Here is a 12,549-nt window from a genome sequence, read left to right on the forward strand (position 1 = left end):
ATTAAACAAATATAATCAATCATTCTATATTTTACATATTTATGTTTAACTGTATTGAGGTTATTCATATCATTATTGAGTCAATTTATTTTCTTTACTAAAATCAGCCATTAATATGATGTTTTTAAAGAGCTGATCTTCAAAATTTAGACATAAACTTTATCTCTATTAGGCAATAATGTTGTAATTTGTTCTCTTCTTTTTAAAATTAATTTTAGCTTGATAAAATCATACGTTTTTGACTCATAAAAATGATCATATTGCACTTACTATAGACGTAGAATCTACAGAATTTTTACAATCACTTATTGATCGTTCAGAAAGTATTATTAGTTATTTTACACCAATTTTTGAACAAGAACAACTTGTTGATTTTAAATTAGTGTATATCACCAATAATTTTGAAAAATATATAAAATCAAGTATTGATTTGTTAATTAACAAGAGTGCTTCAGAAATTTTTCCTGTAATTTTTGAAAACGGTCTTTTCGAAATATATACTGCCTGTTACAATAAGGAAAATTTTGAGATAACTTATGAACGAGAATTTGAATTTGAAGAAAAGACTGTTTGGTTAGAAGGTAAGGTGATCAAACAAAACAATGGTATTATTGTTACCTCTAAAGATATCAGCAAACTAAAAAAAGTGGAAGCTCAATTAAGAGATTCTTTACGTCATTTAGAGTTTCAAAATACGATCCTTAATGACTCAGAACAGATATCAAAAACTGCTAGTTTTAGGTGGAATATTAACAAAAACATTTGGGTCTTCTCAGAAAACATACGAGAACTTTTTAAAGACACAATTGATGCGAAATGCCTTCAAAATGAAGGAGTATTTTGCTTTTTGGATGAACAAAAAAGTGCTAAACTTCGTTTACAAATTGAGACTTTGCAGTATGAAGATGTATTACCTCCGTTTGAATTTTCTATACAAAATGATAATACGCTTTTATATTTTTCTTTAAATGCTCATTTTATTCCTTCGAGAGACGGCCAAATGATGCTAGGGGTTATTCGAAATGTTACCGAAGAAATCAAATCCAAAAAACTACTAAAGGAAAAAAATCAAGAGCTTCTCACCATAAATGAAGAACTAGATTCTTTTAACCATATTGCTAGTCATGACCTACAAGAGCCGTTACGAAAAATAAGAATGTTCATTTCACGCATACTTAACGTAGATCAAGAAACGATTCCTGATAAAATTCTTAACTATCTAGATAAAATAAACGATTCTTCGGAGAGAATGCAGCAACTTATTCTTCATCTTCTAGACTATTCTAGCATCGGAAAAAAGCAGCTTCCTTTTGAAAAAATTGATTTGAATACCATTCTTCAAGATGCATTCATAGAACTAGAAGAAGAAATTAGTAAACATCAGGTGCAAATTCATACTATTAATTTTCCAGAAATATATGGAATACCGTTTCTAATCAAACAAGTATTTGTAAATCTGATTTCTAATGCTATAAAATATAGAAAAACTAACGCTATTCCTGAACTTTGGATACATCATAATTTATCCGAAAATCTAGAGAATTCATCATCTCATTTCTTAGAAATCACTTTTAAAGACAATGGTATAGGTTTTGACCCAAAACACAAAGAGTCTATTTTTAAGCTATTTCACCGTCTTCATGAAAAAACACAATATAAAGGAACAGGTATAGGTCTAGCGATTTGCCATAAAATCATGCAAACACATCATGGTTCTATATCCGCAATGAGCGAAAAAGGAGTCGGTTCAGAATTCAAATTATATTTCCCAATTACAAACAATTAGCAATCAAGCTAACATCTATATTTTTCACAATAACATTAGAGAAAGTCTTACTTATTTTTGTTGTTACTATTTGTAAGGAAATATCAAAAACTTTAAAATCATATTTTTTGGTATTTTTAACCAAATTGAATTACATCAAATCCAGGAAACTAAATATATAATTCTTGGAGAATATGATAAGAAAGGAAATAAATGTTACTTCCTGTCTTGTAAAAATGTTATGAAAATGAATAGACCTTATATAGTCTCTGTAGAAGATAGCCGAACTGATATAGAATTAATGAGACGTGTTGTCGAAAAAGAAATGAAGGATTGTGAGATAAAATACCTAGAAGATGGTGAATCTGCAATTCAGTTTTTTGAGTCCTCAGAATTTATTACTCATCCTCCAAAATGCATTCTTATGGACATAAAACTACCTAAAATGAACGGTTTAGAAGTTTTGAATTACCTAAGAAACAAAAAACAGATAAAAAATGTACCTGTTATAATTCTAAGCTCTTCTGAAAGACCTGAAGAGATTAAGGAAACATATTTATTAGGAGGCAATAGCTATATTACAAAACCTAAAAATTATTTAGATCTGAAAGAGAAATTACCAAAAGTAATTTCCTATTGGACAGAGTATAACAGATAAACTCTGATCTATAAATTTAAATATTCTACTTATGTTTTTCTTTCCAATAGAAAACCAAATTTAATTATTTCGTAATGCATCAATAAGCTCTTCCTTGTTCATTTTTGATCTTCCTTCAATACCGATATCCTTTGCTTGTTCATATAACTCATCTTTTGTTCGGTCTTCATAATTTGTTGCTTTTCCTCCTTTTGTACCACTATCTGGAGTGTTTGCAATTCTAGCTGATTTTTCTTTACTATATCCTTTTTCGCGCAGCGCCTCATACTGTGCCTCGTTTTTAATTCTTGGTCTATCACTCATCATAATATATTTTAAAGGTTTTATTTCATTTCATTAGTTGTAGTACTCAGGATTCTAACTTCACGTTGTGGGAAAGGTATAGAAATTCCATTTTCTTCAAGTCTCTTTTTAGCTTGCTCCATTGTGTAAAAATGTATCGCCCAAAAATCCTCATTTGATGCCCAATAACGTATGGATAAAGACACCGAACTGTCCCCTAAAGAAGAAACTACTACTTCGGGTAAGGGATCTTTGATTACCGCTTCTTGCTCATTCACCAGCTCTAATAGTATATCCTTCGCTTGTTTAATATTACTACTATAAGAAATTCCGATGTCTATTTTATTTCGTCTTTTATTTTCTGCTGAATAGTTTGTGATGTTGTCATTAGATAGTTTCCCGTTTGGAATTATGACTAATTGATTCCCAAAAGTATTTAGTTTAGTAGTAAAAATAGTAATCTCTTTCACTGTTCCTGATGTTCCTTGCGCTTCTATAAAATCACCAATTTTAAAAGGTTTAAAAAACAAAATTAACACGCCGCCGGCAAAGTTTGCCAAAGAGCCTTGCAGTGCTAATCCAACAGCCAAACCAGCAGCTCCCAATATTGCAACCAGAGACGATGTTTGGACTCCTAACTGAGTTATTACTAGTATGATTAATAATACTTTTAACCCTAAATTAATTAGATCATATAAAAATCGTTCTAAGGTTTCATCATAATCTCTTTTCTGAAAAAACTTCTTTAATCCTTTACTAAAAAGGTTAATAACCCATATACCTATAAAGAAAATTACAATAGCAGATAGAAGACTCGGCACGAAATCCCAAACCCATTTTAAGAAATATTCCCAATTTTCTTTTGTTAACCCCAAATTCTCTATGTCCATATGTATATAATTTTTTATTTTTTATCGATTTAATCAAAATATGCTTCAACCTCCTCTTTGATATTTTCCCATTGTTCTTTTTCTCCATTAAACGCTCTTAGCACTTCTTTTATCTTTGACATGCCAAAGCCTTTTACTTCTTCAAAACCTATTTTAGGTGGTAATGAGAGCTCTGCATTTGTAACTACAGCATCTATCACAAATGGCTTACTTGACTTTTTCGCTAATGCGACTGCAGTAAGAATATCTTTCGCTTTTTCTACTCTAATACCGTCTCCTCCACATAATTTAGCATACTCAGCAAAATTGAAGTTATTGACTTTTAATGCATCCATGTTAGGAGCTAATCCAGCTTCTTCCATTTCTATTTTTACAAACCCCAATTGCGAATTATTAAAAACTATAATTTTAACAGGAAGATTATTATGTACTGCTGTAGAAAAATCTTGTAATGACATATTAAAAGCTCCATCTCCAACAAGGCTCCATACTTCTCGATCGGTATGTAAAAGCTGCGCTCCTATTGCTGAGGGTAATCCTACGGCCATAGAACCATGATTAAATGATCCTATTACTCGTCTTTCTGCATTAAAATTCATAAAGTTTGAAGCCCAAATTGCCGCCGTTCCTGTATCTATCGTAAAAATGGCATCATCAGATGCTGTATCACTTATTGCTTTCGCAAATATTTGTGGATGCAATGGCTCCATATCTCGTGATGGGTCTGCTTTGTCTCTATTTCCTTCTTTCCATTCTTCAAATTGTTGTTTCAATTTTTTTAAGAAGGTATCATCTTCTTTATCCGTTGTATTTATTAACAGACTTGCTACCGTAGATTTAATATCGCCATGAAGACCAAGATTAATAGGACATCTATTTCCTAAATTCTCTGGTCTTATATCCACCTGAATGATTTTAGTGTTTTCGGGTAAAAAATCACTATATGGAAAATCGGTACCTAGCATTAAAAGTAAGTCACAATCCATCACTGCTTTATATCCCGAAGGATTTCCGATCAAGCCTGTTAATCCTACTACATTTTGTGTAGAATGATCAAAAATATCAGACGCTCTTAATGAATGGGTAATTGGTGCTTTTAGCTTTTTGGATAATGCTAACACTTCTTGCTTCGCATCTCTACATCCCGCTCCAGCTAATATCCCTACTGTAGATGCTTCATTAATTAAATTTACGGCTTCGATCAATTCATCATTTTGTGGTATGATATTACTTTTGGATCTAAAAACTTTATGGATATAATCGTGATTTTTAGCTTTCATTTGAGCTATATCACCAGGAAGTTCGATTCTGCAAACACAATTATGATTAATAGCAATTTTAATTGCTCTCAGAATCACTCTTGGAGCCTCTTCTGGTGATCGTACGATTGCTTGATACTCGCATACATCATCAAATATTTTTTGCAAATCTGCTTCCTGATGATAATTTGTTCCTAAGAACTCTACAGGAACCTGACCTGTTATAGCAATTACTGGTGTTCTCTCCTTTTTTGCATTATACAACCCATTAATAAGGTGTAATGCTCCAGGTCCTACAGTACTTGCACACACTCCAAAATTATTACCAAGTTCTCCTTGTGCAAAAGCAGCATATGAGCCATTTCCTTCATGATTAACACCTACCCATTGTACCACATCTTGTTTTGCTATAGCATCAACTAATGGATTTAGAGCATCTCCAGCCACACCAAAAATATGTCTTACTCCTTCATTTTGTAATATCGATAAAAGTTGTTCCGAAACGTTCATATTCTTATTATTTACTTTTAAATACTAATTGAGACTCAAATGGTTTAGACCAATTAGATACACGGTCAACAGCAGGTATCATGGTCGCAAACACTTCAAATTTTCTGGTATACACCGAAGTGTTTTCTTGCAGCTTCCCTAATTTCAAAATCATTGGTGTCTTTATGGTTACACTTTTTTTATTGATTTCGCTTGATCTGATAAGCACACTTTCTTTACATAAGAAATCATCTCTTCTATCATCTCTAGCCACTCTTAAGACCTTTGTATCATCCCAATTAGAAATCAATACTGGAACATCTTTCTTACCATGTACATCGTATACAAAAAGATGTAATATATACTCCATATTTGTTTCTATATCTAGTGGATGAAATTCAAGTTCTGTATGAATAAGCACCTCATTTGTTTTATCATCATCAACTTCAATAAAATCTGGTATTCTGTCTATTTTAACTTCTATTATTTTTGCCATTTTTTTAATTCTTTATAAACCTTATTATTCTTCTTTTCAAGAAAAAAGGGAGATGAATACCCCAAATTCAATCTCCCTTTAATCATCATCAATCAAACTTAATTATGAATCAACATACACAATTACTTACGGATCACAATCGATCCACCTAAGGTTTTATCTTGTTTTACTTTTTCGGGATTTCCATAGATTTCAATGATGCCTCCAGCGGTTACACTCGCATCCACGTACTCATCACTATTTATATAAGCTTTTCCTCCAGCAAGAACTGTAACATCTGTTTGTTCTGCGGATAATTTCTTTGCAAAATATTTTCCTCCTGTTCGTACTAAGACATCCTGATTTGGTACATCACCCGAAATACTAATCTTTCCTCCTGATACTGCTTTTGAATCCAAGTTTATTGCATTAACTTTTAAATCTATTTCGGCACCTTCCTGGGCTCTAATAGTTATGTACTTTGATTCTATAGTACTATTTGAAGTAATCACCGAATTTTCATTTGCATCAATAAGGGCAAGATCTTCTGTATGGTAAATGGTAACGTTGGTATCTTTCCCATCGAGAATATTATCAATCTCCATTTTTACTTTTACTCTACCATTTTTAGAAACAATTGCTACTTGGTCGACATCATCACCAGTAATGACAGCTTTATTCTCTGCCGCTTTAATTAATGTAACATTGATAGCATCATACACTTTTAACTCATCAAACGCTGCGAGTTCTACCGTAGTCTTCTGTGCGAACATCATCATCGGACTTAGTAAAAACATATATATTATTTTCTTGATCATTTTTTATTTTTAAAATTCAACATCATTTAACTTCACATCAAAAATACTACGACTAAACAGGGTATGTTATCTTATTTCATAGCAACATTGACGCATTTGAAAATTTTAATCTACTACAAGTATTCTAAAAAAATTCCAGAGGCAACTACTCCTACAATTAAGAATGCTAATACAAGAAGTATGAACTTAGCTCCCAGTTTTGTTTTCTTATTTTTTTGAAAAATGTAATCTCTTCTTTCTTCATTTTCGTCTTTTATAAATTTCATATAGGTATTTTTCTTTTTTAAATTATTTTATATAAACTGTCTTTTTATTTACAAACTCTAATATTCCCTCTTTGGAAAGTTCTCTACCATAACCAGAGGCTTTAGTACCACCAAAAGGTAATCGAGGGTCCGATTTAACCATTTCATTAACGAATAGCGCTCCATCGGGAATCTCACTAATTAATTCTCTCACTTTTTGCTGGTCTTCGGTAAAAACCATTGTACCTAAGCCGTATTTAGAGTTTGATGCTAATTGTATCGCATGCTTTAGGTTTTCTGCTTTGATTATCGATGCTACCGGACCAAATACCTCTTCATTAAAAACTGGCATATCAGGAGTAACATCTGTTAGAATAGTAGGCTCTATGTAAGCTTTATCTCGTTTACCACCAATGAAAATTTTTGCGCCTTTATTTACGGATTCAGTAATCTGTTGTTCCACTTCTTCTGCAAGATCTTCTCTTGCCATAGTAGCAATATCCGTTTCATGATGTAGCGGGTCTCCAAACTTTAATTTTTGAATTCCATTATTGTAATATTCTAAAAACTTATCATAAATTTTTTCTTCTACGATATATCGTTTAGCTGCGATACAACTTTGTCCGGTATTCTGAAGTCTAGCTTTAACAATTGTATCTATATACTTATCTAAATCAGCATCTTCTGATATGATACAGGCATTACTTCCTCCAAGTTCAAGGACTATTTTTTTAAGATATTTTCCTGCAAGCTCCGCAATTTTCTTCCCTGCCTTTTCGCTACCAGTAAAACTTACTCCTTTTATACGATCATCACCTATGATATCTTCAACTTGGTCGTGAGTAGCAATTATGGTTTGAAAACAATATTCAGGATATCCTGCTTTTCTAAAAATATCTTCAATCATTAAAGCAGATCCTAAAACATTATTAGCATGTTTTAGTACAATGGTATTTCCTGCTGTTATCGTAGGTATAGCAAATCGTAAAGCTTGCCAAAAAGGATAATTCCAAGGCATGATTCCAAATATGATTCCCAAAGGATCCTTGCTGATAAAACTTTCTTCTGCATCAGTTTCGATAAGTTCATCTGATAAAAATTGTTCTGCATTTTTTGCATAAAAATTTATCAGCCAAATACACTTATCTATTTCTGCAATGCTTTGCTTAAAAGGTTTTCCCATTTCTAAAGTAATTAGATTGGCACATACCTTTTTATTCTCTTCTAAAATATCAGATAATCGCGCAAGCATCTCTACTTTTTCTTTTAGAGTAACTTTTCTCCAAGAGGTAAAAGTCTCAGCTGACTTTTCTAACGCATTTTCTATTTGATCATCTGTAAAAAGATCATATGTATTTAAAACTTCTCCTGTAAAAGGGAAATTTGTTTGAATTTTGTTTTTCATTTTATATTCTTTTAAGAGTTCATTACATCGTGAAAATGAAATCTAAACTCATTTACTTCTTGGTATAATGAGCTATTACTTTCTAAGATCAAATCAAAATTAAATGGAGAAGATGTAAAGTATGAACGCATTTACATCAAATCTTGATCCTTTTACTAAAGTTGATATCCGTTAACATCTCCATGATTTGAGTTAATACAATCTTATTTGATTGAAGATCTTTGTAATAAAGAAATATTAACCTTTAAAAAAGATTAAAATGAGTAATTCAAGTAATACCATATTAGGCGTGCTAGCTGGTACAGTAATAGGAACTACCTTAGGAATTTTATTTGCTCCTGATAAAGGATCAAATACAAGACAAAAAATTGCAAAAGAAACAACCGCCGCTAAAGATAGAATCGCAAATGAGGCTATTTCGCTCCAAGATAAAATAAATACGACCTTATCCTCAAAGAAAGAAACATTAGATGATCAACTAGAATTAATTGTTTCTGATGCAAGTCATAAGGCTGAGGATTTAATTACCTCTTTAGAAAAGAAATTAGAAAGATTGAAATCAAAAACTCAAAAATTACAAAAAACATCATAATGAGCGTTTTTGATTCCATTAATAACAGTGCCAGCACTGTTTTAGATACTAGTAAAACGTATGTAGAAGTTTCTGAAAAATACTTCAAACTGAAGATATTTCAGCAACTAACACGAACATTTTCCTATTTAAGCAAGCTTGCCATCATAGGCAGCTTGCTATTTTTAGGATTTATTTTTTTACTGGTTGCTTCTGTACTATGGTTAGGAGAAATTTTAGAAAGCTATAGTCTTTCATGTCTTCTTGTAGCAACATTCCTTTTTATCATGACTGGAATAAGTTACTTACTACGAAAATCAATCGATAAAAAAGTAATTAAGAAAATAGGTAAAGAATTTTTTGACTAAAAACTATGAGAAAAGAATATACTTCATTTAGCGAAATCCAAAAAGACTTGAAAGTTCTCAATTTACAACGACAAATTTGTATTGAGGAAATGAAAGTAACAAAAGATCAATTAAAACAAGATTTATTGCCAAATCAATGGGTTTCTACAATACTTAGTGCTGTTAAAAAGTACGGAATATTATATTTAATCCGTAAGATTTTTAAATAACAGCGTTTAGCTTGCCATAATTTGTTCAACTGGCCTTTCTACACTATTTTTAAAATCATTAGGACTGATATTATACTTCTCTTTAAAAATTTTGGAGAAATAACTTCTACTACTAAAACCAATAGAATACACAACTTCCGAGATATTCATATCCGTAGATCTAATAAGATCTCTAGCTACTTCTAACCGAACGTGACGAATATATTCTGTCACTGTTCTCGTATATAACACTTTAAAACCTTCTTGTAATTTTGCTTGGGACAATCCACTTTCTTCGGATAATTGTTCCAAAGAATAATCCTTCGATACATTATTAATAATTTTCTTAGCAAGCCTACGAATAATAGTCAACTCTCTTCTTAATAAGGTAGTAGGTAACACCTCTTTTTTCATAGCTCTATCATGCTGCTGTATATGCATTGAAAGAATTTGATATACCATTCCTTCGATTTGCAAAATTCGAATCATCCCTTTTTGCTTTATCTTTCTCAAAGCTGATATTTTATCTGCTAATCTAAGATTATAGGTGCCGAAATAGGCAAAAGCTTTTTCATGATCTTCATCCATAAAAACCTGATATAGTTTCTCATTTAATTGAGAAACATTATTAAGCTTCTTCTTCAGGTATTTTTTTCTAGCTATTTGTATGACATTAATTTCCAGCTTTTCTTCTTTAGGAAAGTATCCATAGTTGTAACCACCATCTCTACTGGTTATGATAACTGACTGAAATTTCTCGAGCGTATGTATCTCCTTCTGATAACCAAAACGATGACCACAAAATCCAGTGAGGCAATATGCAAAATGAATTGGATTATATTCAGAGGCATCCATAATAAGAACAACCTCTTTATGGAAGATAATATCATATTCTAACAAACTAACTCCCCAATCAAATGTGATGAATCGTATAGAACCGTGGGCGTTAAGGTTATTTACGATAAGTGTAAACTCTCCCCATCGCTCTTCGATGGTACCGCCAATAACTTCTTGAATTTGTTTAACAGTACCTGCAGTATCTTTGGCTGTGACATTAATTTCTAATGCCTGGTTAGAATAACTATACATAATAGGGTTTATTTAGAAAGAACTTTATGACTTGTTTAAGTTTTTAACAAAAATAATAAAACGATCTTGCTTACATTTTAGAGTAAGGTTGTAAATATTTGTTAAATAAAAAAATCTTTTTTTTAGCAAAACAACTAAAGACTCTCGATTGACGAGAGTCTTTAAATTAGTTTTGATATGTTATGATCTCCTAGATGGTATCAAATTCGTCTACAAAAAAGAAGTCTTTGTCTTCATTGTTTACAAAATATAGACCTTCTCCAAAAATGTACTCTACATTTTTTTGATCCACTACCACTTTAAAACCTTTGTCAGTTGGCTTTAATTCGAAACTATCATTAGGATCTTTTTCGTAACGTAAAACAATGTACTTGTCATAATCATCCCATTGATCGTTATCAACATAAATTAGCTTAGTTACTTGCTCATTCATGCTCTTTCTTTCCTGATTCAACTTACTCTTATCTGTCTTCTTAAGTTTTAGAGGCGTATTACTTGTTCTGTACACTGTTACTCTGTATGGAATCGTTTTTCCGTCTTTTTTAAACTCAAACGTTTTGGTTGTTTTTGTTTCTACAGTTTGTGAGTTACTTTGTGCGATCATATTTGTCATAGAAAAACTTAAGACAATTATCATCAATGTTTTTAAAATATTCATGTTTTGCGATTTTTAGTTATTATTACTCTATTCTGTTGTGTTAATTCTTATTTAATAAGACTGGTGTCTAAATTATCTGAAGTACTTTTTGACCAAGCATTTAACATCCAACTAAATTTCTCTAGTTCTCTTATATAAGCTCCAATCATATCAATCGTTCCCTCATCACCAGCTTCTTCTGAATGTTTTAATATCACCTTCATTTGTGTTAGAATCTTCACATGATCTTTTAGAAGTTCTTCGATCATTTCTGTATCCTTCATTGAGGAAGAAGATACTTCTTCGATATCTGATAATTTCAAATATTCTTGTAATCTACTCGCAGGATGGTGTTGTAATGTTAAGATACGTTCTGCTATTTCGTCGATTTTCGTTTTCGCGTCATTATACAACTCTTCAAATTTTACGTGCAAATCAAAAAAGTTTTTTCCAAGGATATTCCAATGAAACCCTCTTAATTTTTGATAATATAAATTGTAATCTGCTAATAAAACATTTAGTTCTAGTACCACTGGCAACAATTTTTTTTCTTCTATATTCAAATAATTCATAGTCTTATTTTATTATTAATTAGTAATCTTTAAGGAGCATAAGTTTTTCTTATTACTCTCATTACAAAGATATTGTGTATAAGCACGGTTCTTTTGCTCATATACCATTTATCTTAACTCTATTGTAAGGCAGGAAATATTATCGTGATGTAGTAGTTGAAAAGATTTAATTTCAAAAATGTAAATAATTCCAATTCAATTATAAAATAGATAGATCATCTTAAAATCTTAGTATTTTAATTATAGAGGGCGCAGATCGATATAACTATAATTAATTTCACCTATATGTTTATATTCAGCTTTGCGATCGTGAAGTTCTCCCCAACCAAAATTACGTTCGATTGTGTTCTCTTTGTATTGAGAGCGTAAGTTTTCTGAAAGTAATATATATTCATCTATTGGTACTTTGTTTTTTAATAATCTATGTGCAATAATCACATCTTCCCCCATTAGTTTTATGTTTTTACCTATAGGAACCGAACTTATCTCACTGCCATAATGTAAAACAATTTTAAGACCAAGCATATCAGGAATACTCTTACCTTGATTACTGTTTTTGTACTTTTTATGAAGTATTTTTAGTTGTTCGTAGAATTCTGTATAAAATAATCGACATTGATTGACCAGCTCGGTAAACGTAGGTAATGGTCCCGTTTTATAAAACAAAATTGCATCTCCTTCAATTTCTGAAACTCTAAGATCTAATTTATTCGCATAAATCACTCTATTTAGTAGCGCAGGTATAACTTTTGAACTTAATTCTATATCAGTTGTACTCATAAATTGTGTAAATCCGCTGATATCCGGAATACAAATTAATGTTGGTTCTGCCTGCATG

General features: G+C 31.3%; 16 protein-coding genes. 5 read left to right on the forward strand and 11 right to left on the reverse strand.

Annotation, left to right across the window (positions count from 1 at the left end; all coding sequences use genetic code 11):
- Positions 1–238 precede the first annotated feature (238 nt).
- On the forward strand, positions 239–1,786 hold the full coding sequence (locus tag Q1A73_RS09290) for an ATP-binding protein (RefSeq protein WP_299604523.1): 1,548 nt from the start codon (positions 239–241) through the stop codon (positions 1,784–1,786).
- 226 nt (positions 1,787–2,012) lie between these two features.
- A complete protein-coding gene (locus tag Q1A73_RS09295; RefSeq protein ID WP_299604525.1) occupies positions 2,013–2,423 on the forward strand; it encodes a response regulator in 411 nt (136 codons plus the stop codon).
- Positions 2,424–2,483: 60 nt separating this feature from the next.
- Here the strand turns inward: Q1A73_RS09295 and Q1A73_RS09300 are convergent, their stop codons facing one another.
- The 7 genes from Q1A73_RS09300 to Q1A73_RS09330 all read right to left on the reverse strand — a co-directional run bounded on the left by Q1A73_RS09300 (position 2,484) and on the right by Q1A73_RS09330 (position 8,286).
- A complete protein-coding gene (locus Q1A73_RS09300) occupies positions 2,484–2,726 on the reverse strand; it encodes a Rho termination factor N-terminal domain-containing protein (protein WP_299604527.1) in 243 nt (80 codons plus the stop codon).
- A gap of 20 nt (positions 2,727–2,746) precedes the next feature.
- Positions 2,747–3,595, reverse strand: a complete 849-nt coding sequence (locus tag Q1A73_RS09305; RefSeq protein ID WP_299604529.1) for a mechanosensitive ion channel domain-containing protein — start codon at positions 3,593–3,595, stop codon at positions 2,747–2,749.
- 29 nt (positions 3,596–3,624) lie between these two features.
- Positions 3,625–5,364, reverse strand: a complete 1,740-nt coding sequence (locus Q1A73_RS09310) for a thiamine pyrophosphate-dependent enzyme (protein WP_299604531.1) — start codon at positions 5,362–5,364, stop codon at positions 3,625–3,627.
- Between the two features lie 7 nt (positions 5,365–5,371).
- Positions 5,372–5,839, reverse strand: coding sequence for a hypothetical protein (locus Q1A73_RS09315; RefSeq protein WP_299604533.1), 468 nt, complete (start codon positions 5,837–5,839; stop codon positions 5,372–5,374).
- 122 nt (positions 5,840–5,961) lie between these two features.
- On the reverse strand, positions 5,962–6,636 hold the full coding sequence (locus Q1A73_RS09320) for a head GIN domain-containing protein (protein WP_299604535.1): 675 nt from the start codon (positions 6,634–6,636) through the stop codon (positions 5,962–5,964).
- A 113-nt stretch (positions 6,637–6,749) separates the two neighbouring features.
- On the reverse strand, positions 6,750–6,902 hold the full coding sequence (locus Q1A73_RS09325) for a hypothetical protein (RefSeq protein ID WP_299604537.1): 153 nt from the start codon (positions 6,900–6,902) through the stop codon (positions 6,750–6,752).
- A 22-nt stretch (positions 6,903–6,924) separates the two neighbouring features.
- Positions 6,925–8,286 carry an NAD-dependent succinate-semialdehyde dehydrogenase gene (locus Q1A73_RS09330; protein WP_299604540.1) on the reverse strand — a complete coding sequence of 454 codons (1,362 nt, stop codon included), beginning with the start codon at positions 8,284–8,286 and terminating at the stop codon, positions 6,925–6,927.
- Positions 8,287–8,545: 259 nt separating this feature from the next.
- Between Q1A73_RS09330 and Q1A73_RS09335 the strand changes: the two genes are divergently transcribed.
- The 3 genes from Q1A73_RS09335 to Q1A73_RS09345 are packed head-to-tail and all read left to right on the forward strand — an operon-like array spanning position 8,546 to position 9,434.
- The gene (locus tag Q1A73_RS09335; protein WP_299604543.1) at positions 8,546–8,878 is read left to right on the forward strand and encodes a YtxH domain-containing protein; all 333 of its coding nucleotides are present in this window, start codon (positions 8,546–8,548) and stop codon (positions 8,876–8,878) included.
- Entirely contained in the window at positions 8,878–9,225 is a 348-nt protein-coding gene (locus Q1A73_RS09340; RefSeq protein WP_299604546.1) for a phage holin family protein, read from the forward strand. The genes Q1A73_RS09335 and Q1A73_RS09340 overlap by 1 nt, the downstream gene beginning before the upstream one ends.
- Positions 9,226–9,230: 5 nt before the next feature.
- On the forward strand, positions 9,231–9,434 hold the full coding sequence (locus tag Q1A73_RS09345; RefSeq protein WP_299604549.1) for a DUF6327 family protein: 204 nt from the start codon (positions 9,231–9,233) through the stop codon (positions 9,432–9,434).
- 6 nt (positions 9,435–9,440) lie between these two features.
- Here the strand turns inward: Q1A73_RS09345 and Q1A73_RS09350 are convergent, their stop codons facing one another.
- From Q1A73_RS09350 to Q1A73_RS09365, 4 genes are all read right to left on the reverse strand, one after another.
- Complete coding sequence (locus tag Q1A73_RS09350; RefSeq protein WP_299604550.1) at positions 9,441–10,502, reverse strand: AraC family transcriptional regulator; 1,062 nt, start codon at positions 10,500–10,502, stop codon at positions 9,441–9,443.
- A 190-nt stretch (positions 10,503–10,692) separates the two neighbouring features.
- On the reverse strand, positions 10,693–11,160 hold the full coding sequence (locus tag Q1A73_RS09355) for a hypothetical protein (RefSeq protein WP_299604552.1): 468 nt from the start codon (positions 11,158–11,160) through the stop codon (positions 10,693–10,695).
- Positions 11,161–11,207: 47 nt separating this feature from the next.
- A complete protein-coding gene (locus Q1A73_RS09360) occupies positions 11,208–11,711 on the reverse strand; it encodes a DNA starvation/stationary phase protection protein (protein WP_299604554.1) in 504 nt (167 codons plus the stop codon).
- A gap of 240 nt (positions 11,712–11,951) precedes the next feature.
- Positions 11,952–12,548, reverse strand: coding sequence for a DUF2652 domain-containing protein (locus tag Q1A73_RS09365; protein WP_299604556.1), 597 nt, complete (start codon positions 12,546–12,548; stop codon positions 11,952–11,954).
- Position 12,549: the final 1 nt, after the last annotated feature.

The organism is uncultured Aquimarina sp. (assembly GCF_947492115.1).
Classification (GTDB): Bacteria; Bacteroidota; Bacteroidia; order Flavobacteriales; family Flavobacteriaceae; genus Aquimarina.

Bases quoted from the DNA above. Each gene is read 5' to 3' on its own strand.
- Q1A73_RS09315 (WP_299604533.1), bottom strand. From the start codon at position 5,839: ATGGCAAAAATAATAGAAGTTAAAATAGACAGAATACCAGATTTTATT.
- Q1A73_RS09330 (WP_299604540.1), bottom strand. From the start codon at position 8,286: ATGAAAAACAAAATTCAAACAAATTTCCCTTTTACAGGAGAAGTTTTA.
- Q1A73_RS09310 (WP_299604531.1), bottom strand. From the start codon at position 5,364: ATGAACGTTTCGGAACAACTTTTATCGATATTACAAAATGAAGGAGTA.
- Q1A73_RS09345 (WP_299604549.1), top strand. From the start codon at position 9,231: ATGAGAAAAGAATATACTTCATTTAGCGAAATCCAAAAAGACTTGAAA.
- Q1A73_RS09320 (WP_299604535.1), bottom strand. From the start codon at position 6,636: ATGATCAAGAAAATAATATATATGTTTTTACTAAGTCCGATGATGATG.
- Q1A73_RS09295 (WP_299604525.1), top strand. From the start codon at position 2,013: ATGAATAGACCTTATATAGTCTCTGTAGAAGATAGCCGAACTGATATA.
- Q1A73_RS09365 (WP_299604556.1), bottom strand. From the start codon at position 12,548: ATGCAGGCAGAACCAACATTAATTTGTATTCCGGATATCAGCGGATTT.
- Q1A73_RS09360 (WP_299604554.1), bottom strand. From the start codon at position 11,711: ATGAATTATTTGAATATAGAAGAAAAAAAATTGTTGCCAGTGGTACTA.
- Q1A73_RS09350 (WP_299604550.1), bottom strand. From the start codon at position 10,502: ATGTATAGTTATTCTAACCAGGCATTAGAAATTAATGTCACAGCCAAA.
- Q1A73_RS09335 (WP_299604543.1), top strand. From the start codon at position 8,546: ATGAGTAATTCAAGTAATACCATATTAGGCGTGCTAGCTGGTACAGTA.
- Q1A73_RS09325 (WP_299604537.1), bottom strand. From the start codon at position 6,902: ATGAAATTTATAAAAGACGAAAATGAAGAAAGAAGAGATTACATTTTT.
- Q1A73_RS09300 (WP_299604527.1), bottom strand. From the start codon at position 2,726: ATGAGTGATAGACCAAGAATTAAAAACGAGGCACAGTATGAGGCGCTG.
- Q1A73_RS09305 (WP_299604529.1), bottom strand. From the start codon at position 3,595: ATGGACATAGAGAATTTGGGGTTAACAAAAGAAAATTGGGAATATTTC.
- Q1A73_RS09355 (WP_299604552.1), bottom strand. From the start codon at position 11,160: ATGAATATTTTAAAAACATTGATGATAATTGTCTTAAGTTTTTCTATG.
- Q1A73_RS09340 (WP_299604546.1), top strand. From the start codon at position 8,878: ATGAGCGTTTTTGATTCCATTAATAACAGTGCCAGCACTGTTTTAGAT.